The organism is Ideonella flava (assembly GCF_051857595.1).
Taxonomy (GTDB): domain Bacteria; phylum Pseudomonadota; class Gammaproteobacteria; order Burkholderiales; family Burkholderiaceae_C; genus Ideonella.
On record NZ_JBPZHD010000020.1, the window covers coordinates 19173 to 40798 of the forward strand.

Below are 21626 nucleotides of genomic sequence, written 5' to 3' on the forward strand. Positions count from 1 at the left end.
CGGGGGTGGGTGCCCTCAGCGCGCAACCCAGGGCGTGTAGAGCGGGCGGCTGATGCGCACCGGCGCGATGTCCAGGTACAGGTTGGCGACGGAGTACTCCTCGCCGCCGGACTCGTCAGAGTACCAGCCGATGCTGTCCTTGCCCTTGTAGAGGCGGAAGGAAAACCCGAGGTTGTCCAGCGGGTCCGAGCCTTGAGCCTTGGGGTCGAAGCTCAGGCCCTTGACCTCCTTCTGGGAGCTGTCGATCAGGTAGCCCATCGCGTTGGACAGCGTGGAGTCGCCCAGCATGTCGATGTAGTAGGGCTCGGTCGTGTACTCGGGCTTGTAGCCGGCGGAGTTCGGGTCGAGCTGCTGGCCGCGCTGCTTGCGCTCGGAAGGCTCGATGCGGCGCAGGCCGAGGTCGAATCGGTCGCCTCGGTCGAGGTAGGTCAGCCGCACGCCGCTGGCGTTGAGCGCGCCGATGTTGGGGTCGGTCTTGACGTCGTTCAGGTCGATCAGCAGCGCGCCCTTGCCGCCTATCACCTCGACCATGTCGCCCTGCACGATGGCGGCCGAGTTCTCCTCGATGCCCAGGCCCAGCTTGTAGCCCTTGGCCAGCATCAGCGGGATCATGCGGCCGAAGCGCCCGCGCTTGAGGAAGTGCTGGTCGACGAACAGGTTGGGGCCGACGAAGCCCAGGCCGTGGTCGATCTCCTTGCCCTCGCGCAGCTGGCCCTTCATCACGTTGAGCACGCTCAGGGCGTCGCGGAACATGATGGTGCTCATGATGGCCGCGCCGGCCGAGGTGCCGGCCACCACGCCGCCGCGGCGGTAGACCTCCCAGATGACGTTGAGCATCGGCGTGTTGCGGCCGCCGGGGCGGAAGGTGTCGACGATGCGCTCCTGCGCGCCGCCGGTGAAGAACACGCCGTCGGCACTGCGGACCAGCTCGAGCAGGCGCTCGTCGCGCACCGCCTTGTCGAGATCGACCCATTTCAGCTGCGGGGCGACAGGCATGGTCTCGGCGATCGCGCCGCGCTTTTCGAGCAGCTCCGCCGCCCGGCGGCCGGTTCGATCGGGCGTCTCGGAGGCGGTGCTGAAGACCACCCAGCGCGCGCCCTTGCCGCCGGACAGGGCCACCATGCGGCCCCAGACCTCGTCGTTGTCGGCCTTCAAGGCGCCGCCGATGATCACGGCGTAGCCCTTGACCGGCTCGCCGACCTTGACCTCCCGCGAGCCTGCGCCTGCCCGCGACCCGGCGCTGGGCACCACCGGGCTGCTCGCGGTCGCGGCGGGCGCCGCCGGCGGGACGGCGGCCGGCGCGGACGGCGCCGCGAACGGGCTGCCGGCGGCCAGGGCCAGGCCAGCGAGGAGGGCGATCAGGCGTGCATGCATGGCAAGAAGTGCAACGACGTTCTTTTGCTTCGGCGCGATCTTGGCATCCGCTCCGGGGAGCCGGCACCAAGAACGAGGGATGGACCGGGATTTTGACCGGCAGTTGCGCTGCTGCCACGCAGATCGCGAGCCCGATTGTGCGAACCGGGTGTCGGTTCATAGACTGCGCCACACCTTCAGGGAGTCTTGCATGCGCGCAGTCCGTGGTCCACGTCCCGCCTTCCACCGCCTCGCCCATGCCGCCTGGCTCGCGCTGGCGCTTTCGCCGCTGAGCCAGGCGCAGACGCCCGCTTCGAGCGATGAGCCCGAGCCGGGCAAGCCCCAGCGGATCGAGATCACGGGCTCGGCCATCAAGCGGCTGCCGGGCGAGACGGCGCTGCCTGTCCAGGTGCTCACGCGCGAGGACATCGTCAAGGCCGGCGTCACGACGGCGGCAGAAATCGTCGGGCGCCTGAGCGCCGCCGCCACGAACCTGACCGACGGCATCAGCATCGCCGCGGGAGGCTACCGGGACCAGATGGGCTTCAATGCGGCCAACCTGCGCGGGGTCGGTGTCTCGTCGACGCTGGTCCTGCTCAACGGCCGGCGCATGGCCAACTTCGCCTCGCCGGGAGACGACGCCGGCGTCGACCTGAACAACATCCCGGCCGCGGCCATCGAGAAGGTCGAGGTGCTGCTCGACGGCGCTTCGGCCATCTACGGCAGCGACGCCATCGCCGGCGTCATCAACTTCATCACCCGGCGCGATTTCCAGGGCGTGGAGCTCGACGCGTACTACGGCGACACGCAGGAGGGCGGGGGCGGCAAGCGCACCGCGTCGGTTGCCGCGGGCATAGGCGACTACGGCGCCGACGGCTACAACCTGATGGCGGTGCTCGACATCCAGAAGACCGATCGCCTGGCCTCGCCGCAGCGCAAGTTCATCCAGAAGCTGGACATCCCGGGGCGCCTGCCCTACCTGCTGCTGAGCCGGACGTTCCCGGCCAACATCGACATCAGCGACGAGCAGTTGCAGACGCTGAACGACCACGGCTTCCTGCTCAACGGCCATGCCCTCACCGAGACCCGCTTCAACCTCAGCTGGCCCGACTGCAATCCGCCGGCCAACCTGAACCTGCCGGGCGGCATCGGCGGCGCGCAAGGCTGCACCTACAACTTCATGGGCGACGTGGAGCTGTATCCCAAGACCGACAAGCAATCCCTGCTGACGCGCGGCGTGTTCAACCTGGGCGGCGGCCACCAGCTCTTCGGTGAAGCTTCGTACAGCCAGGCCACGAGTTACTACGTGGCCTTGCCCGCCCCGTTCACGCCGGACATCGATCTCAGCGTCACCCACGTCGACGGCCTGTCCGGCTTCGGCCTCGAACAGACCGACCCGATCATCTCGGCCCGCCTGCGCTTCACCGAAGCCGGCCGCCAATCCAGCGAACTGGTGTCCACGGGCCAGCGCTACCTGGTGGGCGCGAACGGAAGTTTCGGCGCCTGGGATTACGAAGCCGCGCTGAACCACAGCAGCAGCACCGTGTCGGACCGGGCGTTCCACGGCTACCTCAACGAGGCCATGATCGACGAGGGCCTGGCCGACGGGCGGATCAACCCCTTCGGCCCTTCCAGCGCCGAGGGTCAGGCCCTGATCGCGCAGGCCCAGATCACCGGCGAGGTGCGCCGGGCCACCGGCGAGATGAACGCCGTCGACTTCAAGCTCAGCCGCTCGCTCACGCGCCTGGGCGGCGGCGACCTGGGCCTGGCCCTGGGCGGCGAATACCGCACCGAGAAGCAGAGCTATCACCAGTCCCAGGCGCTGGCCGACGATCTCATCCTGGGCGAGATCAGCCAGGGTCCGGACGCCGACTTCAGCTACTCGCGCAAGGTGGCCGCCGTCTGGTCGGAGCTGGACGCACCGGTCACCAAGGAGCTGGACCTGCAGTTCGCGGTGCGCTACGAGCGCTACCAGCGCACCGGCGGCGCCACCAGCCCGAAGGTCGGCCTGCGGTATCAGCCGACCTCGTCGCTGGTGCTGCGGGCCTCCGCCGGCGCCGGCTTCCACGCGCCGTCGATGACCGACCTGTACCGGCCCACCACCGAGTACGACGGGGCTCTGCTGTTCGACCCGGGCTGCCCGGATGACTTCATCAGCTGCACCGACACCTGGCGCGTTCGCACCTACAGCAACCCGAACCTCAAGCCGGAGAAGTCGCGCCAGTTCTCCTTCGGCGCGGTCTTCGAGCCGAGCAAGGGCTTCAACGCCAGCCTCGACTACTGGAACATCGAGAAGCGCGACTTGATCAGCAAACTGGGATCTGACGTCATCCTGGCCAACCTCGACAAGTACGGCGACCTGGTGCACCGCGACGAGGACGGCTACATCGAGTACATCGAGCTGCGCAAGGACAACCGCGGCAAGCAGAAGGCCTCGGGCATCGACATCTCGCTCGCCTGGAGCGGCCTGAAGACGGACTGGGGCACCTGGGGTGCGCACCTGAACGGCACGCTGACGCTCACCTCGAAGGAGCAGCTCGGCGATGGCGACCCCTTCGTCAGCAACCTCGGCAAGTTCGTCGAGGACGGCGCCGTGCAACGCTGGCGCCACACGGTCGGGGTGGACTGGGAGTACGGGGCCTTCGCCGCGTCGCTGTCGAACAGCTACCTTTCCAGCTACGTGGACCAGAACAACGCCCCCGACGAGAACGCCGAGCAGTACGTCAAGTTCAACCGGGTGAAGGCCTATTCGCTGTGGGATGTGCAAGGCTCGTGGCAGGCCACGCCGGCGCTGACGCTGCGCGCCGGGGTGAAGAACCTGCTCGACACGCCGCCGCCTTTCTCCAACCAGGCCTACTTCTACCTCTCGGGCTACGACCCGAGCTACACCGACCCGCGCGGCCGCTTCTACTACCTGAGCGCGCAGTACCGCTTCCAGTAGCCACGCGGCGGCGCACCGGCCATGCCCTATGCTGACGGGCATGGCCGACACCCTCCCCCTGGCCGAGCTGGTTGCCGACCGCAGCCACGACCTCGCGACTGAACAAGCCCTGCGCGCCGCCTACAGCCCCGGCCCCGCCGAGACCTCGCTGGCCAAGTCCTGCGATCACCTGCATCCGCTGTACCGGCCCTATATCGAGGCCTCGCCCTTCGCAGTCCTGGCCACGCGGGGGCCGCATGGGCTGGACGCCTCGCCGCGCGGTGACCGCCCGGGCTTCGTCGCCATCGCCGACGACAAGACCCTGCTGCTGCCGGACCGGCGCGGCAACCAGCGCATCGACAGCCTGCGCAACATCCTGCACGACCCGCACGTGGCGTTGCTGTTCCTCATCCCCGGGGTGGGCGAGACCTTGCGGGTCGAGGGAACGGCGCGGATTTCTGCGACGCCAGCATTGCGCGAACGCTTCTCGGTGGACGGCAAGGCGCCCGCCTCGGTCCTGGTCATCACGGTCGACTGCGTGTTCTTCCAATGCGCCCGTGCGATCAAGCGCTCGGCGCTGTGGGATCCGGCGCGACACATCGAGCGCAGTTCGCTGCCTTCACCCGGCGAGATCCTCGAAATCCTGAGCTCGTCGGGCGTGGACGGCCGGGCCTACGACTCGGCGCTGCAGGCGCGCCAGGCGGCGACGCTGTACTGAAGATCACAGGTGCAAGGCGTTCCCGAACGGTTCGAACAGCCCGGCGACCGCGCCGAGTTCCGGCGACCGCCCGGTCAGGAGGGCGTCGAGCTGTACCGGGCGCACATCGTCCACCACCGGTTCGCGCCGCACATCCACGACGGCTACGGCCTCGGGGTGATCGAGGCCGGGCAGGAGCGCTTCCACTACCGGGGCCGGGAGCACTTGGCGCCGGCCGGGGCCATCGTGCTGATGCAGCCGGGCGAGCTTCATACGGGCGGGCCGGCGGCGCCCCAGGGATGGCGCTACCGCATGCTCTACCTCGAGGAGCCCGTGCTGGCCGAGCACCTGGGCCAGGGGCGTCTGTGGCGTTTCGATGAGGCGGTAAGGCAGGGTGATGCGGCTCGCGCCGGCGGGATGGCCCGGGCGTTGGCCGCGCTGTGGAGCGCCAACGACGGGGCCGAGGCGGATGCGGCCCTGGCCGATGCGCTGGCCCTGCTCGCCCCGCTGGCAGCCGGTCACCGCGCCGAGGCGAGCGCCGTCTCCGCCGGAGCACGGCCCTTTGAGCGGGTGGTGGATGCCTTGCACAGCGACCTCGCCCGCGAGTGGCGGCTGGCGGAGCTCGCGGCGCTGTCCGGCTTGAGCCCGTTCCACTTCCAGCGGGCCTTCAAGGCGGCGCACGGCATCAGCCCGCACCAGTGGCGGATGGCGCTGCGCCTGGCCGAGGCCAAGCGGCGCCTGGCGGCTGGCGAGTCGCCGGCGGAGGTGGCCGCTGCCGTGGGCCTGGCCGACCAGGCCCACCTGACGCGCCGTTTCGCCGGCATGTACGGCGTGACGCCGGCGCGCTACCAGCGGCAGCTTCGCGCGGCCTGACCCGAGGCCCGCGATCCGCCGGCACGTCCTGGCCGGGCCCGGGTCGGCGTGCGCTTTGTTCTTGCGTGCCCTGTTGCGGCGGCCGCACACGTTCTATTCCAAATCATCGTTTGTCAGCCTCCCCTGCCCTGGGAAGACTGCCGACCGCGCTGTCATCCGCGCATCGGCAAGTCCTTTCGTGACCAGACCAGGGGAGACGACCAACGTGATCCAGACCACGCTGCCCGCCGAGGGCAGAAAGTTCGAGCGCGAGCTGAAGAGCCGCGCCAGTGACGCCACCTTCGGCATGAAGCTCGCCATCTATGCCGCCTGCCTGTGGTGTGGCGTGGTGGCGAGCCTCGCCGATTCGCCGGCACTGCAGGCACTCGGTGTCGTGCTGCTCGGCGTGATGTTCGCCCATGGCGTCGAACTGCAGCACCAGGCGCTGCACGGGCAGGGCTTCCGGCAGCGGGGGGTCAACGAGTTCTTCGGGGTCCTGCTCGGCCTGCCGATGCTGGTCTCGTTTGCCGGCTACCAGGCCAGCCACCTGCGTCATCACCGCCACCTGGGCACGCCGAACAACCGCGAGTTCTTCGACTACGGTGACCAATACGGCGCCAGCCCCGTGGGCACGCTGGCCCTGTGGGCTAGGCGCCTGCTCATGCCGGCGCACTACCTGTCGTTCTGCCAACTGGCCTGGCGAGCCCTCCTGGGCTGGCCCGTCCCGGGCGAAAGCGAAGAGGTCGCTCGGCGCATCCGGCGCGACCACCTCGCCATGCTGGTCGCCATCGGCGCACTGGCGGCCGCCTCGGCCGTCGAGCAAGTGCCGATCATCGCGCTCGCCTGGCTCGTGCCCCTGTTGCTCGTGGCGTCGCCCTTGCACGCCTTGATAGAGATGCCCGAGCACTATCGATGCGAGGTCGAGTGCCCCGACGTGCTGCGCAACACCCGAACGATCAGGACCAACGCCTTCATGACGTGGCTGACCAACGGCAACAACTACCACGTCGAGCACCACCTGATGCCGGGCCTGCCGATCGACCGCCTGCATGACCTGCACGCCGTGATCGCAGAAGACCTCTGCCACTGCTACCCCTCGTACCGCGCCTTCTATGCGGACGTGCTTCGCAACCGTGTCGGCCAAAGCGGGCCGAAGGAGACCTGAGATGGTGATCCACGACTTCCGTACCCGCGAGGGCCAACAGCGGCTGAACGAACACTACCTGCGACTGCTGGCGCCTCCATCGAAGTTCCAACAGGTTCCCGATGCCAACGAGCGCGCGGCCATCGCGGCGATAGAGCTGGCATGGAACCGCCACGAAGAGAGCCGGCTCGACCTCACCCGCCTCCCCGGGTCTGCCGTCTCGTTCGCCGCCTGGTACGGCGCCCTGCATCGCCGCCACCGCGAGCAGGTCGAGCCCTTCTTCGACCACCTGGCCCGCCAGGCGACGCTGCAGGACCTGGCGCTGTACATAGGGATGGAAGAGCAGGTCGACGGCCGCTTCGACGACGTCATCGCCCTGGCGCAGCTGGGCATGACGGGCACCATGAAGCTGGCGCTGGCAGAGAACTTCTGGGACGAGATGGGCGGCGGCCGGCTCGAGCACATGCACACCCGGCTGTTCAGCCACTCGGCGAACCACCTGAGGCGCTACCTGGGCGGGGTGGACGTCGCGGCGCTGGTGCCCGCACAGGCCCTCGCGAACGGCAACCTGCTGCTGATGTACGCCCTGGACAGGCGCCATGCGGCACGCCTGCTGGGCGCCCTGGCGATCCTGGAGCACACCGCCCCCTTCCGCTTCTCCCGCACCGTCCGCGGCCTGCGCCGGCTCGGCGTGCCGCAGGATGTCATCCACTTCCACGAGTTGCACATCGAGGTCGACGCCCACCACGGGCGACAGTTGTTCGAGCGCGTCCTGCAGCCTCTCGCCGCCCGCTCGCCCGAGACACTGCGCGAGATCTGCATCGGCTGCCTCGTGCGCTTCAACATCGCGCTCGACTACTACGCCAGCCTGTCCCAAACGATGCAAAGGCTGCGGCTGGGGGCACCGGCCGACGGCGCGGTGTCGCTTGAGCCTGTCTGAAGAGGTGCGCCCCTTGAACGTCCACCTGCCACGCAAGATCGGCCTCATCGGCGGCCTGAGCTATCCCTCCACCCTCACCTACTACGCGCGGCTGAACCAGCGCGTCAACCAGCGCCTGGGCCGCGCGCACTCCGCCAGGATCGTGCTCGAGAGCCTGGACTTCCAACCCATCGCGCAACAGCTGGCCACCCGGGAGGACCTCGCTGTCATCGGCACGCTGCAGGCGGCGGCCAGGCGCCTGGTCGAAGCCGGGGCCGAAGTGGTGGCCCTGTGCTGCAACACCGTCCACAAGTTCGCGCCGGCGATCGAAGCCGGCTTGCGTGTGCCGCTGATCAACATCTGCCAATGCACGGCGCAGCACTGCGCGGAACACGGCTACGGAAAGGTCGCGCTGATGGGCTCGGCCTTCACCATGGAAGAACCCTTCTATCGCGACCGTTTCGCCCGCTTCGGCGTGAACGCCGTCGTGCCCAGCGCCGCAGATCGCCTCTTCATGCAGCGGGCGATCGAGAGCGAGCTGAGCGTCGGCAACGTTCCCGTCACGACGCGCGATCGCTTCGTGGCCATAGCGCAGGAGCTCTGCGGCCACGGCGCCGAAGCGCTCGTGCTCGCCTGCACCGAGATCCCGCTGGTGCTGCGAGCCGGCGATGTCGATGTGCCGGTGATAGACACCGTGGAGCTGCACTGCGCCGCCATTGTCCAGGCCGCCTTCGCCCAACCCTTGCCGCCGGAAAGGAACGTCCCATGCGCAGTGCCTTCGTGAAGATGACGCTGGCCACCTTGCTCTTCGGCTCCTACCTGGTGGCCAGCAAGCTCATCCTTCGCGAGGCGCCGGTCTTCACCGCCACGCTGGTGCGCCTGGCCAGTGCGGCCCTCTTCCTCGCCCTGGTGGTGGGCCTGCGACGCGGCCCTCCCTGGCGCGCGCCCAGCGCTCGCGACGCCGCGCTCCTGCTGGCGCAGAGCGGCGTGGGCGTCTTCCTTTTCAGCCTCTGCGCCATGCAAGGCGTGCGCCTGACGGGCGGGATCGAATCGGGCGTGATCCTGAGCCTGGTGCCCATCGCCGTCAGCCTGGTGGCCGTGCTGTTCCTGGGCGAGAGGCTGACGACGCGACGCAGCCTGGGCATCCTGCTCTCGGTGACCGGTGCGGCCGTGATCAGCGCGTTGGCCACGCACGGCGCCCCCGCCGCGGCGGCGGATGGGGCTTCGTCAGAGGGCGCCTGGTGGGGCATCGCGCTGCTGCTGTGCGCAGTCGGCTGCGAGGCGGTCTTCCTGACCTTCGGGCGCTTTCTTTCGCGGCCCCTTCCGCCGGATCGTCTCTCGCTCGTCGTCGCCGGCTTGGGCGCACTGATGTTCGTCGTACCTGCCGCGATCGAGCCGCAGGGCCTCATGCATGCCGAATACTCCTGGCGCACCTGGGCGCTGATGGCCTACACCGGCGTCGCCATCAACGGCGTCGCGGCCGTGCTCATCTACGACAGCATGGGGCAGGTGGATGCCACCGTGGCGGGTGCCTTCACCGCGCTGACGCCGGTCAGCGGCACGGTCTTGGCGATGGTCTTTCTCGGCGAATCCCTGCACGCTCATCACCTGCTCGGCATGGCGCTGGTGATCGCAGGCGTGTTCCTCGTGGCGGCCACCGCCGCGATGGCGAAGCGAGAGGAGCCGGAGGCCCCCGCCTCGGAAGGCGAGCTCGTGGCGCCGCAGACCTCCAGGTGAGCTTGGGCCTGAGCGCAGGGCGCGCTGCACCGCAGCTGCCGATGTGCCCTCGCCTGAGCTCCCCCAGTCCTCCAATTCCCAAGTCCCCAAGTCCCCAAGTCCCCAAGTCGCAAGTCCCAACTCCCCGCAGCTCCCGCAGCTCCCGCAGCTCCCGCAGCTCCCGAGCCTCTAGCCGGGCGTTCCCGCCGCCGCGCTGGAGCCTCAGGCTGCATCGCCCGAGGCGGCCGACTCCAGCAACCAGGACGCGAACAACTCTGCATCGGGGTGCGCCATCGGCGCCGGGTGGGTCATCACGTAGTACGCCCCAGAGTCCAACGGAGTCTCCGAGAAGGGCGCCACGAGCCGCCCCTGGCTCAGCAGGCGATCGATCAAGGGCAGCCGACCCAGCGCGACGCCTTGGCCATCGAGCGCTGCCTGGATCAGCTGGTCGTAGTGGCTGAAGCGCAGGGCACGGGCCGTCACCAGGTTCGCCAGACCGACGGATTCCAGCCAATGGCCCCACCGATACCAGCTCAGGTCGCCGCAGGCGTCGTCCAGATGCAGAAGCACCTGCTGCGCCAGATCGGCCGGCGCCACCAACCCTCGCCCAAGGCCCTGGCACAGGCCGGGGCTGCACACCGCCACCACGCTCTCATGAAAGAGCACCCGCTCCCGTTGCGGGACGAGCCCCGGGCGCGCGTAGCGGATCACCACGTCGAGCCGCTCTCGCCGGGTGTCCTGCACCTCGCTGCTGGCGTTGACGCGGATGTCGATGTCCGGATGCCGAAGTCGAAACGCCGGCAGGCGTGGCACCAGCCACAGGGCGGCGAAAGACACGGTGGTGCCGATGCTCAGCACGCGGGAGGGTTGGGTCTGCTTCAGCGTGAGCAGCGCCGCTTCCAGCTGATGCCACGCGCCCGAAACGGCCTGTTGCAGGCGCAGCCCCGCGTCTGTGAGACGCAGGCCGCGCGCCCCGCGCAGGTACAAGGGGACGCCCAGGTTTTCTTCGAGCATCCTGATCTGGCGGCTGACGGCCGACGGCGTGACGAAGAGCTCCTGCGCGGCCTTGGTGAAGCTCAGGGAGCGGGCCGCCGCCTCGAAGGTTCGCAGAAGATCGACAGACGGCAGCACTTGCAGACGCATGAACCAGGGCCCCTTCGACGGCGCGGGTCGTCCTTGTTGTGGGCGCGCCGGGGCGGATGGTAGAACATAACCGTCAAGCTATGCGGCATCACCTGCCCATTGCAGCGTCGAAGCACTCAGCGCATCACTCTGCGCACCCCGCCATCCCACGGTCGTACGCACCGCCCCGTCGCACCGCCCCGTCTCAGCACCACGCGCGCCGCTACGCGCACCACCACGCGCTCAGCCCCTCGCATCGTTCGGCGCACCGCCCCATCCGCATCTCCTATCCGCACCGCCCAGTGCATCGTTCAGCGCACCCCGCCCGCTCTCAGCGCACCGGCTCGTCCAGCGGCTCGAGCACCGCGGCGGCCGCCCTCTGCACGGCGCGGCTCAGCACCTCCAGGGCCGCCAGACCCCGCCGACGGTGTTGCCAGTACAGCGGCACGGCCAGCGTCTTCCCGGGCACCAGCTCGACCAGCTCGCCGCTGGCCAGCAGCGGCTGCACGAGGGCCTGGACGTTCATGCCCCACCCCAGCCCCGCCCGGCACCCGTCGACGAACGCCTGGCTGGAGGGCAGCCAGTGCGTCGGGACCGCCAGCTCCCGCCCCAGCACCTGCTCGACCCACTGGGCCTGCAGCCTGTCGCGCCGGTTGAAGGTGAGCGTCGGAGCCTGCGCCAACGACTCGGCGTTGACGCCATCGTTGAAGTGGCGCCGCATGAAGTCAGGGCTGGCCGTGGCGCCATAGCGAAGAAGGCCGAGGGGCACGCTGCGGCAGCCTGGCACGGCATCCGCCAGGGCCGTGACCGCAGCCACCACCTCGCCGCTGCGCAGCCACTCGGCCGTGTGGTCCTGGTCGTCCAGGCTCAGGTCCAGCAGCAGCGGTGCTTCGGCGGTCGCCTCGGCCGCGGCCGCGATGAACCAGGTCGCCAGGCTGTCGGCGTTGACGGCCACCGGCAAGGTCACGCGGCCTCGCACCCCTTGAGCCAGCACCGGCAGCTCGGCGAGAAGCTCGTGCTCCAGCAGGCCGACCTGCTCCGCGTGCCGCGCCAGCGCCTGGCCCGCGGCGGTGGCTCTTGTGGGGTTGGCACGCACGACGAGCACCTGGCCCAGGCGCTCCTCCAGCAGGCGCACGCGTTGCGAAACTGCCGAAGGCGTGAGGTGCAGCGCCCGGGCGGCGCGCTCGAAACTGCCCTCTCGCAGCACCGCGGCCAGCGCATCGAGCAAGGCGTAATCGAGCATGCAGCGTTACTTCATCCGGTGAAGAAAGTCTAACTGGCGGGCTGGCAGCGGCGCCGGCATGCTGCGCGCCATGCTCGATGACGCCGTCCCCGCCACCGCCTCCCTCCTCGCCCCTGCGCTGCAGGGCCTGCTCTTGACCTTCGGCCTGATCGTGGCGATCGGGGCCCAGAACGCCTTCGTGCTGCGCCAGGGCTTGCGACGCGAACACGTCGGCTCCATCGTGCTGTTCTGCACGATGGCCGACGCGGTGTTGATGGCCGCCGGCGTGGCGGGCCTGGCCGGCCTCGTCAGCGAACACCCAGCCGTGGCCCGGGTGCTGGCGGGCGCAGGCGCCGTCTTCCTGGGCGCCTACGGCCTGATCGCGCTGTGGCGAGCCCGTGCGCCTGGCGCGCTGCATGCGAGCGACACGCGAGCGCTCTCGCGCCCGCAGGCGCTCGCCCAGGTGGCGGCCTTCACCCTGCTCAATCCGCACGTCTACCTCGACACGGTGCTGCTGGTGGGGTCGCTGGGAGCCCAGCAACCCGGCCCCGCATCGCAGGCGGCGTTCGTGGCCGGCGCCTCCTTCGGCAGCCTGGCCTGGTTCAGCACCCTGGGCTTCGGCGCGGCCCGGCTGGCACCCCTTTTCGCCCGCCCACGGGCCTGGCAGGTGATGGACGGGCTGGTCGGCCTGACCATGCTGGTGCTGGCGTGGAAAGTGGCCCCCATGGCCTGGCCTGCGGCCTGAGCACAGCAACGTCGTACAAGACCGCCCCGAAGGCCGCGGGCATCATCCCGCCATGGCAATTGGTGTGATGTTCGCGTTCGCGGCCGGCCTCATGTGGGGCCTGGTGTTCGTCGGCCCCCTGATGCTGGACGACTATCCGGCGGTGATGCTGTCCTTCGGCCGCTACCTGGCCTTCGGCCTCATCGCGCTGCCCCTGGCCTGGCTGGACCGGGCCAACCTGCGGCAGCTCTCCCGTTCCGACTGGGTCGAGGCGCTCAAGCTCGCGCTGGTCGGCAACGTCGTCTATTACCTGTTCCTGTCTTCGGCCATCCAGCGCGCCGGGGCGCCGCTGCCGACCATGATCATCGGCACGCTGCCCGTCGTCATCGCCACTTGCGCCAACCTGCGCAACGCCGATCGCGACGGCCACCTGCCCTGGCGGCGGCTCGCGCCTTCGCTGGGCCTGATCGCCCTGGGCATAGGCCTGGTGAACCAGGCCGAATGGGTGCAATGGCGTGCCAACCCGGACGCCGACCTTTCGCGCTATGCCCTGGGTGCCGTGCTGGCCGTGGGCGCTGTCGCCTGCTGGACCTGGTACCCCTTGCGCAATGCGGACTGGCTCCGCGCCCACCCCGGCCGCAGTCCGCGCAGCTGGGCCACCGCCCAGGGCGTGGCCACGCTACCGCTGGCGGCCCTCGGCTTCGCCCTGACCTGGACGTGGTTCGCCCTCACCGGCGCCCCGTGGGCCATGCCCTTCGGCCCCCGCCCGGAAGCCTATGTCGGCCTGATGCTGGCCATCGGCCTGTTCTCGTCCTGGCTGGGCACCCTGTGCTGGAACGAGGCCAGCCAGCGCCTGCCCACCAACCTGGCGGGCCAGCTGATCGTCTTCGAGACGCTGGCGGCCCTGGGCTACGCCTTCATGCTGCGCGGCCAATGGCCCGGCAGCACGACGCTCGCCGGCATCGCGATGCTGGTGGCCGGCGTCGCCTGGGCCTTGCGGGTGGAGCCCGAGCCGGTGGCCGCCGACGGCCATCCGGGCTGAACGCGCCGCCTTGGCGGCGAACCGCCCGCATGGTCGAATCCGGCGATGGATGAGCTCCTCGACCCTTTGCTGGATGGCCGCTTCAAGGGCTATCCGGGCACGGCGCCGCCCCTGCGCCGCAGCCTGATCGGCGCGCAAGGCTGGCACCTGTTCGACGGCCGCTGCCCCTTGCCGCTGGCGGTGATACGCCGCGAGGCGCTGGTCCACAACCTGGCCTGGATGCAGCGCCTGGTGGACGAAGCCGGCATAGGCTTCGCGCCCCACGGCAAGACGACGATGTCGCCGCAGCTGTTCAACCAGCAGCTGGTGGCCGGCGCCTGGGGCATCACGTTCGCCAACGTGCAGCAGCTGGCGCTCGGTGTGGCCTCGGGGGTGCGGCGCGCGGTGATCGCCAACCAGGTGCTGCAGGCCAGCGACCTGGCCTCGCTTGCCGCGCTGCTACAGCGGGAGCCGGGCCTGAGAGCGCCCTTCCTCGTCGACTCGGCCGAGCAGATCGCCCTGATCGAACAGGCCAACATGGGCGTGGTCTTCGAAGTTCTCGTCGAGCTGGGCCTGCCCGGCGGCCGCACCGGCGTGCGCGACGACGAGGCGGCGTTGCAACTGGCTCGCCGGGTGCGCGCCAGCCCGGCGCTCAAGCTCGCCGGCATCGAACTCTACGAGGGCCTCTGGGCCACCGGCGAGGACGAGGCCGACCGTGCCCTCGTCGAGGGCCTCATGGGCCGGCTGCAGCGCCTCGTCGCCGGCTGCGAAACCGAGCGGCTGTTCGAGGTCCCGCAGCCTCTCGTCACCGCCGGCGGCTCGGCGGTGTTCGACTTCGTCGCCGACGGCCTGGCCGGCATCACTGGCGGCACCCGGCTCCTGGCGCTGCTGCGCTCGGGCTGCTACGTCACGCACGATGACGGCGCCTACCGCCGTTATGTGCAGACGGTGAACCGGCGCATGGGCTGCAGCGACGCCAGCGGGCTGCATGCGGCGCTCGAGGTCTGGGCCGTCGTGCAGTCCTGCCCCGAAGCGGGCCTCGCGGTGCTCAATGCGGGCAAGCGCGACGTGTCCACCGACTGGGGATTGCCGGTCGCGTTGAAGGTCTGCCCGGCGGGCAGCCGTGAGCCGCAACCGGCCCCCGCCTCCTGGGTCATCGACAAGCTCAACGACCAGCACGCCTACCTCCGGCTGAACGACGGCGGCGTCGCGCTGCACGTGGGCGACCGCGTCGCGCTCGGCATCTCGCATCCCTGCACCACCTTCGACAAGTGGCGCTGGATGCCGGTGGTGGACGAGCGCTACGCCATCGTCGACGCCATCACCACCGCGTTCTGAGCGCGCTTCACTTCGGATCGGGCTGCAGGCCCAGCGCCTCGTAGCGGCTGCCCGGCCTCACGCGCACGTCGTCCACGAACGCCGCCAACGGTTCCCAGGCGTCGGGCCGCTCAGGGGGCACAGCCCCGGCCGGACACGACTCCAGCCGGCAGCGGTAGGGCCGTCCGAGGTGGGTCACGACGAAGCCCCGGCCATAGCTCACCGGCTGGCCGTTGCCCCGCGTGGCGACGTCGGTCCACATCTCCAGGCGCAGGTAGTCGAAGCCGTCGGGCAGGCCCGCCGCCACGAAGCGCACCGGCTTCGCCTCGACCCGCCGGTTGCGCTCGCCGCTCACGTTGCCGTTGGTGCCCGAGCCGGTGGGCAGCAGGTTGGCGAACTGCTCCGGGCCGTTCCATTCGTTGCCGGCCAGGCGGATCGGCGAACTCGTGTTCGTCAGGCGCAGCAGGTAGTCATACGGCACCGCATCGGTGTAGACCTGGTCGCGCTCGAAGCGCCAGGCACGCCAGGTGTTGCGGTTGAAGCGAAAGCCGATGCCCGGGATCGCCACGCTGTTGAGATACAGGCCGAGGTTGCGCATGTCCGAGAAGTAGTTGCTCTCGAAGCGCACGTCGCGGTTGCCGTCCAACGCGTCACCGGCGACCGGCTCCATGAACATCGAGATCATGTTGCCGGCCGCGCCGATGAAGACGTTGTCGCGAACCTTGAGCTCGCCTTCGCGCAGGCCGATCTGCAGGTTGTTGTCCTGGTAGTCCTGGAACGCCGCGCGCCAGTCGATCGCCGCCGGGCCGAAGACGTTGTGGTGCACGTCCGTCAAGCCCTTGAGCTGGCTGATCTGGATCGCCTCGGTGCCCGTGCGCAGCACGCGGTTGCCATAGATCCGCCAATTGCGGATGGCATGCTGCGGCTGGGTCCCGCGGCTGCCGATGTACAGGCCCTCGCTGCCGGTGTCGTGGATGTAAAGGTCATGCACCGACACGTCGGCCATCGTCGCCTGGCCGTCGTTGTCCGTTTTCGCCAGCACGCCGGCAAAGCCCACGCGGGCAATCTCGAGATGATCCAGCTCGAAGGCGGTGGCACCGCCGCCTATCGCCAGCCCCGAGTTGCCGCTGAGTGCGAACTCGTCATCGATGCCGATGCCGTAGCGGCCCTGGCTGTTCGCGAAGGCGCCGCCCCGGTGGCCCGGGTAGGCGGCATCGCCGGTCAGCGAGACGGGGTCGTAGCGGCCGGTCAGGACCCAGTTCGAACCACCCGCCAGCTTGAGCAGGTAGTAGTGGCCCAGGCCGCCGACGCGCACCTGCCCGCCCTGGTTGGTGATGACCAGCCGGCGCTCTGCGCTGCGTTGCGGCAGGTTGCCGATGTAGATGAACCTGTAGTGGCCGGGGCGCAGGTACAGCCGGTCCAGGTGGGCCCAGTCGACCTCGGGGAACGTGGCCTGGATGTCGGCCAGGTAGATCGAATCGGAGGTGATCTTGCCCGGCAGGCTGGCCGGCAGCGTGAAGCTCAGCGAGGGCACGCCATAGATGCCGTCGACCGGCGTCCAGTCGGCACGCGCCGCCGGCAGCGCCGCGAGCAGGCACGCAGCCAAGGGCAGCACCCAACGACGCAGCCAGGCACTCATCTCGGCCCCTCGGTGGCGGGCGAGGTCGCACCTTGCAGCAGCGTTCGGCGAGACGCACGCTCGCCCCCCAGCGCCTCGAACTGCTTCTTCGTCGGGATCTCCACGCCGACCTTCAGCGCGACCTTGTTGATCTTCACCACGTGGCCGAACACGTCGGTGATCTTGAAGTCGTAGGGCCCGGGCCCCATGCCGCTGCCGGCGACGAAATAGTTGTAGGTCTCGCGCGGCACCGGCTTGAAGGCATCCGTCGTGCCGCTCGTGCGCCAGGCCAGCTTCGCCACCGGGTAGCGGTGGTCTCGCACCTGCACAGCCGTCCACCACTTGCTGGAGCCTTCCTTGAAGTACAGCGACATCGTCGGCGGCGTGCAGGCCACGTAGGACCACCGGACCGGGATGCGGCCCTGCGCCAGGTCGGCGATCTGTTCGAACGCCTCCTGGTCCAGGTCGACGTCGCCCACCGCGCACTCGGGGCACTGGTCGTCGATGCGAACTTCCACGCTCCGGCCGTTGGCCGGGTTGGTGACGAGGATGCAGGCGCCGCAGGCCTGCGAGCCGTCGTAGTCGTCGTGGTTCATCGCGGCGGTGAGCCGGTCGGGCAAGGGGAAGCTGCAATTGCCGCCTCCTCCGTAGCCGTAGAACGTGGCCTCGCCTTCATGCGGCTGGTCGTAGCCGCCCTTCGCCTGCGCACCGCCCGCAGCCAGTGCGAGCAGGCACGCGGTCAGCGTCCCGAGCTGTGTCATTCGGATCTCCCTGGAGTCGACGGCGCCGATTGTGGGCAGGGCGCTGAATGACGCGTTCGCTGTCCGACGAAAGAATCGCGACCGCATGTATCCGCCCGCTGCGCAAACGCTCGACGAGTCGAACAATGGGCTTCGCTCGACGATCCAGGGAGACTCCAATGCGTGCTTTGATCTTCGCCACCGCGCTGCTGCTGACCGGCCCTTCCGCCTGGGCCGGCAACGTGCCCGGGAACTACACCAAGTGCGCCGTCGAAGGCGGCACCTGCAGCTTCACCGGGGCGCGCCAGGTGGCCTACGGCGCCCAGGGCAAGTACGCCTACGGCATCTACCAGGGCAGCGTGGGCTGCACGCTGGCCAACTTCGGCGGGGTGGATCCGAACCCGGACGTGCCGAAGAAGGTCTGCTCCTTCGCGAACAAGGCCATCGACATGTCCAGCCCGGTGCCGGCCTTCCGCGGCGTGAGCCTGGCCGGCGCGGAGTTCGGCGCCGACCCCTGGGGCAACGGCGCCCTGCCCGGCCAGTATGGCGTCGACTACATCTATCCCAACGCCGGCGAGGTGAGCTACTTCGCCGGCAAGAAGATGAACACCGTGCGCGTGCCCTTCCGCTGGGAGCGGCTGCAGCCCACGCTGCAGGCGCCCTTCGATTCGGCCGAGTGGGCGCGGCTGGACGGCTTCGTCAAGACCGCGCTGGACGGCGGCATGACCGTCGTGCTGGACCCGCACAACTACGCCCGCTGGCACACCAACGTCGTCGGCGCAGGCGTGTCGAACGCCGCCTTCGCCGATTTCTGGTCGCGCCTGGCCACGGCCTACAAGGGCCGGCCGAACCGCGTGATCTTCGCGCTGATGAACGAGCCACACGACATGCCGACCGAGCAGTGGCTCGCGGCCGCCAACGCGGCGATCGCCGCCATCCGCAGCGCGGGCGCCAACAACCTCGTCCTCGTGCCCGGCAACGGCTGGACGGGCGCCCACAGCTGGAGCGACAGCTGGTACGGCAGCCCCAACGCGCAGGTGATGCTGGGCGTCGTCGACAGCGCGAACCGCTACGCCTACGAGGTGCACCAGTACCTCGACGGCGACAGCTCCGGCGGCTCGCCCAGCTGTGTGAGCCAGACCATAGGCGTGGAGCGCCTGACGGGCTTCACGGCCTGGCTGCGCAGCCACGCGAAGCGCGGCTTCCTCGGCGAGTTCGCCTGGGGCGACAACTCCACCTGCCACGCGGCCGTCGACAAGATGCTCGCCTACCTCGGCAGCAACCGCGACGTCTGGTCCGGCTGGACCTGGTGGGCGGCCGGCCCGTGGTGGGGCGGCTACATGTTCTCCATCGAGCCGCGCGGCGACGGCAGCGATGCACCGCAGATGGGTTGGCTGACGCCCTACCTGCCCTGAGCGCCCGAGGGTCCGCGGGATGGCCGGCTCGGCACCACCGCCGCAGAATCCCGGCCCATGAAAGACCTGACCCAAGGCCCCATCCGGGGCCATATCGTCGCGATGGCCACGCCGATAGCGGTCGGCATGCTGGTGCAGACGCTGTACTTCCTGGTGGACCTGTACTTCGTCTCCCGTCTCGGCCCGGAGGCGATCGCCGGTGTCTCGCAAGGCGGCAATGCGGTGATGATCGTGATCGCGCTGACGCAGATGCTCAGCGTCGGCACGGTGGCGCTGATCTCGCATGCGGTGGGGGCCAGGGAGCATGCCCGCGCCGAGCTGGCCTTCAACCAGTCGCTGGGGCTGGCCATCGCCTGCACGCTGTTCGCGCTCGCGCTCGGGCTGGCGGGCATCCAGGCCTACATGAGCGCCGTCGGCGCCACCGAGGGCATCGCCGAAGCGGGCCGCACCTACCTGCTCTGGTACCTGCCCGGCCTGGCGCTGCAGTTCCCGCTGGCGGCGATGGGCTCGGCCATGCGCGGCACGGGCGTGGCCAAGCCCGGCATGGTGGTGCAGATGCTCACCGTGCTGGTCAACATCGTGCTGGCGCCCATCCTCATCGCCGGCTGGGGCACCGGGCATCCGATGGGCGTGATGGGCGCAGGCCTGGCCAGCAGCCTGGCGGTGGCCGCCGGGGTGTTGATGATGGTCGTCTACTTCGTCCGGCTGGAGAGTTATGTCTCGGTGCGGCCCATGCAGATGCTGCCGCGGTGGAACGTGTGGAAACCGCTGCTGCGCATCGGCGTGCCGGCCGGCGGCGAATTCTTCCTGATGTTTCTCTACACCTCGGCGATCTACTGGCTCATCCGCGGTTTCGGCCCGGCGGCGCAGGCCGGCTTCGGCATCGGCCTGCGGGTGATGCAGGCGGTGTTCCTGCCGGCGATGGCGATCTCGTTCGCGCTGCCGGCCGTGGCCGGGCAGAACTTCGGCGCCCGCCGCGCCGACCGCGTGCGCGAGACCCTGAAGCAGGGCGTGATCATCGAGTGCAGCCTCATGCTGCTGCTGGCCATCGCCTGCCACCTGGTGCCCGAATCCATGATCGGCGCCTTCACCAGCGACCCGGCCGTGGCCGAGGTGGGCGTGGGCTTCCTGACCATCATCTCGACCAACTTCGTCGCCATGGGCTTCGTCTTCGCGTGCTCGGGCCTGTTCCAGGCCATGGGCAACACCTGGCCGGCCATGGCCAGCACGGCCACGCGCCTGGTGACCTTCGTCGGGCCGGCGGTGTGGCTCTCGCAGCGGCCCGGCTTCGCACTGCGGCAGGTGTGGTTCCTCTCGGTCGCCACCGTGCTGCTGCAGGCACTGGTCAGCGGACTGCTGGTGCGCTGGCAGCTGCGCCAGCGCCTGCAGGCCTTCGACGTGCTGGCGCGCGAAGGCACGGTGCCCGCCGCGACCTGACGGACATCAGCCCTCGGCCACCGCCAAGTCAGCGGCCGCGCCTCACGCCTACGCTCACCCCACCACCCCGTCCGCCCGGAACATCGCCTTGATGCCGCGCACCGCCTGGCGGATGCGGCTTTCGTTCTCGATCAGCGCGAAGCGGACGTGGTCGTCGCCGTGGTCGCCGAAGCCGATGCCGGGGCTCACGCAGACCTTGGCCTTCTCGAGCAGCTGCTTGGCGAACTCGAGCGAACCGAGGTGGGCGTAGGCCGGCGGGATCTTGGCCCAGATGTACATCGAGGCCTTGGGCACCTCGACCGGCCAGCCGGCCTCGATCAGGCCCTTGGCCAGCACGTCGCGCCGCTTCTGGTAGGTGGCGGCGATGTCCTTCACGCACTGCTGATCGCCTTCGAGCGCCGCGATGGCCGCCACCTGCAGCGGCGTGAAGGTGCCGTAGTCGTGATAGCTCTTGATGCGGGCCAGCGCGGCCACCAGGTCCGGGTTGCCGACCATGAAGCCGAAGCGCCAGCCCGCCATGTTGTAGCTCTTGCTGAGCGTGAAGAACTCGACCGCGATGTCCTTGGCGCCCGGCACCTGCATGATGCTCGGCGCCTTCCAGCCGTCGAAGACGATGTCGGCATAGGCCAGGTCGTGCACCACGAAGATGTCGTGCTTCTTCGCCAGCGCGATCACCTTGTGGAAGAAGTCGAGTTCCACGCACTGCGCCGTCGGGTTGCTCGGGAAGCCCAGCACCATCATCTTGGGCTTGGGGTAGCTGCCGCGGATGGTGCGCTCCAGCTCGGCGAAGAAGTCCACGCCCGGCACGTTGGGCACCGAGCGGATGTCCGCCCCCGCGATCACCGCGCCGTAGATGTGGATGGGGTAGCTGGGGTCGGGCACCAGCACCGTGTCGCCACGGTCCAGCGTGGCGAGCATCAAGTGCGCCAGGCCTTCCTTGGAACCTATGGTGACGATGGCCTCGCGCTCGGGGTCGATCTCGACGCCGTAGCGGTCGCGGTACCAGTGGCTGATCGCCCGGCGCAGGCGCGGGATGCCCTTGCTGGTCGAGTAGCCGTGGGTATCGGGCCGCTGCGCCACCTCGCACAGCTTGGCCACGATGTGCGGCGGCGTCGCGCCATCGGGGTTGCCCATCGACAGGTCGATGATGTCTTCACCGCGACGGCGGGCGGCTGCGCGCAGCTCGGCCGTGATGTTGAAGACGTAGGGAGGCAGGCGGTCGATGCGCGCGAAGCGGCGCTGACCCGAGGAGCCCGTGGCCATGGGAGAAGTCCTTTTCAACGTGAGCGCCCGGAACCGTCCGAGCGACGTGGGCCGGCGGCTTGCGCGCCGGCCGGGGCATCTTAGAAGACGTCCGGGATTTTTTCGAGCGCCGCGAATCCGTTCGTCGCATCGGCGCCTCTTGCGAG

At 69.5% G+C, this 21626-nt stretch carries 18 protein-coding genes; 12 read left to right on the forward strand and 6 right to left on the reverse strand.

Annotation, left to right across the window (positions count from 1 at the left end; genetic code table 11):
- Nucleotides 1-15 precede the first annotated feature (15 nt).
- Nucleotides 16-1374 carry a cyanophycinase gene (locus tag ACS5PM_RS31355; protein ID WP_439392012.1) on the reverse strand — a complete coding sequence of 453 codons (1359 nt, stop codon included), beginning with the start codon at nt 1372-1374 and terminating at the stop codon, nt 16-18.
- 190 nt (nt 1375-1564) lie between these two features.
- Between ACS5PM_RS31355 and ACS5PM_RS31360 the strand changes: the two genes are divergently transcribed.
- The 7 genes from ACS5PM_RS31360 to ACS5PM_RS31390 all read left to right on the forward strand — a co-directional run bounded on the left by ACS5PM_RS31360 (nt 1565) and on the right by ACS5PM_RS31390 (nt 9622).
- The gene (locus ACS5PM_RS31360; RefSeq protein WP_439392013.1) at nt 1565-4294 is read left to right on the forward strand and encodes a TonB-dependent receptor; all 2730 of its coding nucleotides are present in this window, start codon (nt 1565-1567) and stop codon (nt 4292-4294) included.
- Between the two features lie 67 nt (nt 4295-4361).
- Nucleotides 4362-4991, forward strand: coding sequence for a pyridoxamine 5'-phosphate oxidase family protein (locus ACS5PM_RS31365; RefSeq protein ID WP_439392051.1), 630 nt, complete (start codon nt 4362-4364; stop codon nt 4989-4991).
- 9 nt (nt 4992-5000) lie between these two features.
- Complete coding sequence (locus ACS5PM_RS31370; RefSeq protein WP_439392014.1) at nt 5001-5843, forward strand: AraC family ligand binding domain-containing protein; 843 nt, start codon at nt 5001-5003, stop codon at nt 5841-5843.
- A 178-nt stretch (nt 5844-6021) separates the two neighbouring features.
- On the forward strand, nt 6022-6987 hold the full coding sequence (locus tag ACS5PM_RS31375) for a fatty acid desaturase family protein (RefSeq protein WP_439392015.1): 966 nt from the start codon (nt 6022-6024) through the stop codon (nt 6985-6987).
- Between the two features lies 1 nt (nt 6988).
- Nucleotides 6989-7906, forward strand: coding sequence for an iron-containing redox enzyme family protein (locus ACS5PM_RS31380; protein WP_439392016.1), 918 nt, complete (start codon nt 6989-6991; stop codon nt 7904-7906).
- Nucleotides 7893-8669, forward strand: a complete 777-nt coding sequence (locus ACS5PM_RS31385) for an aspartate/glutamate racemase family protein (RefSeq protein WP_439392017.1) — start codon at nt 7893-7895, stop codon at nt 8667-8669. Before ACS5PM_RS31380 ends, ACS5PM_RS31385 begins: the two co-directional genes overlap by 14 nt.
- Nucleotides 8651-9622 carry a DMT family transporter gene (locus ACS5PM_RS31390; RefSeq protein WP_439392018.1) on the forward strand — a complete coding sequence of 324 codons (972 nt, stop codon included), beginning with the start codon at nt 8651-8653 and terminating at the stop codon, nt 9620-9622. The genes ACS5PM_RS31385 and ACS5PM_RS31390 overlap by 19 nt, the downstream gene beginning before the upstream one ends.
- A 201-nt stretch (nt 9623-9823) precedes the next feature.
- Here the strand turns inward: ACS5PM_RS31390 and ACS5PM_RS31395 are convergent, their stop codons facing one another.
- Nucleotides 9824-10744: a LysR substrate-binding domain-containing protein gene (locus ACS5PM_RS31395; protein WP_439392019.1), complete on the reverse strand. Its 921-nt coding sequence runs from the start codon at nt 10742-10744 to the stop codon at nt 9824-9826.
- A 310-nt stretch (nt 10745-11054) separates the two neighbouring features.
- A complete protein-coding gene (locus ACS5PM_RS31400; protein WP_439392020.1) occupies nt 11055-11966 on the reverse strand; it encodes a LysR family transcriptional regulator ArgP in 912 nt (303 codons plus the stop codon).
- A 70-nt stretch (nt 11967-12036) separates the two neighbouring features.
- Between ACS5PM_RS31400 and ACS5PM_RS31405 the strand changes: the two genes are divergently transcribed.
- The 3 genes from ACS5PM_RS31405 to ACS5PM_RS31415 are packed head-to-tail and all read left to right on the forward strand — an operon-like array spanning nt 12037 to nt 15028.
- Nucleotides 12037-12690 (forward strand): LysE/ArgO family amino acid transporter, encoded by a 654-nt coding sequence (locus tag ACS5PM_RS31405; protein WP_439392021.1) that lies wholly within the window; start codon nt 12037-12039, stop codon nt 12688-12690.
- Between the two features lie 52 nt (nt 12691-12742).
- Nucleotides 12743-13711 (forward strand): DMT family transporter, encoded by a 969-nt coding sequence (locus tag ACS5PM_RS31410; protein ID WP_439392022.1) that lies wholly within the window; start codon nt 12743-12745, stop codon nt 13709-13711.
- A gap of 45 nt (nt 13712-13756) precedes the next feature.
- A complete protein-coding gene (locus ACS5PM_RS31415; RefSeq protein WP_439392024.1) occupies nt 13757-15028 on the forward strand; it encodes an alanine racemase in 1272 nt (423 codons plus the stop codon).
- Between the two features lie 7 nt (nt 15029-15035).
- Here ACS5PM_RS31415 and ACS5PM_RS31420 read toward each other — a convergent pair whose 3' ends face one another.
- Nucleotides 15036-16646, reverse strand: a complete 1611-nt coding sequence (locus ACS5PM_RS31420) for a hypothetical protein (protein ID WP_439392026.1) — start codon at nt 16644-16646, stop codon at nt 15036-15038.
- Nucleotides 16643-17386, reverse strand: coding sequence for an expansin EXLX1 family cellulose-binding protein (locus tag ACS5PM_RS31425; RefSeq protein ID WP_439392027.1), 744 nt, complete (start codon nt 17384-17386; stop codon nt 16643-16645). Before ACS5PM_RS31425 ends, ACS5PM_RS31420 begins: the two co-directional genes overlap by 4 nt.
- A gap of 158 nt (nt 17387-17544) precedes the next feature.
- Here ACS5PM_RS31425 and ACS5PM_RS31430 point away from each other — a divergent pair, with 158 nt between their 5' ends.
- On the forward strand, nt 17545-18780 hold the full coding sequence (locus ACS5PM_RS31430; protein WP_439392028.1) for a glycoside hydrolase family 5 protein: 1236 nt from the start codon (nt 17545-17547) through the stop codon (nt 18778-18780).
- A gap of 57 nt (nt 18781-18837) precedes the next feature.
- The gene (locus ACS5PM_RS31435) at nt 18838-20217 is read left to right on the forward strand and encodes an MATE family efflux transporter (protein WP_439392029.1); all 1380 of its coding nucleotides are present in this window, start codon (nt 18838-18840) and stop codon (nt 20215-20217) included.
- A gap of 54 nt (nt 20218-20271) precedes the next feature.
- On the opposite strand, the gene alaC is transcribed toward ACS5PM_RS31435, so the two are convergent.
- A complete protein-coding gene (gene alaC, locus ACS5PM_RS31440) occupies nt 20272-21480 on the reverse strand; it encodes an alanine transaminase (RefSeq protein ID WP_439392030.1) in 1209 nt (402 codons plus the stop codon).
- Nucleotides 21481-21626 lie beyond the last annotated feature (146 nt).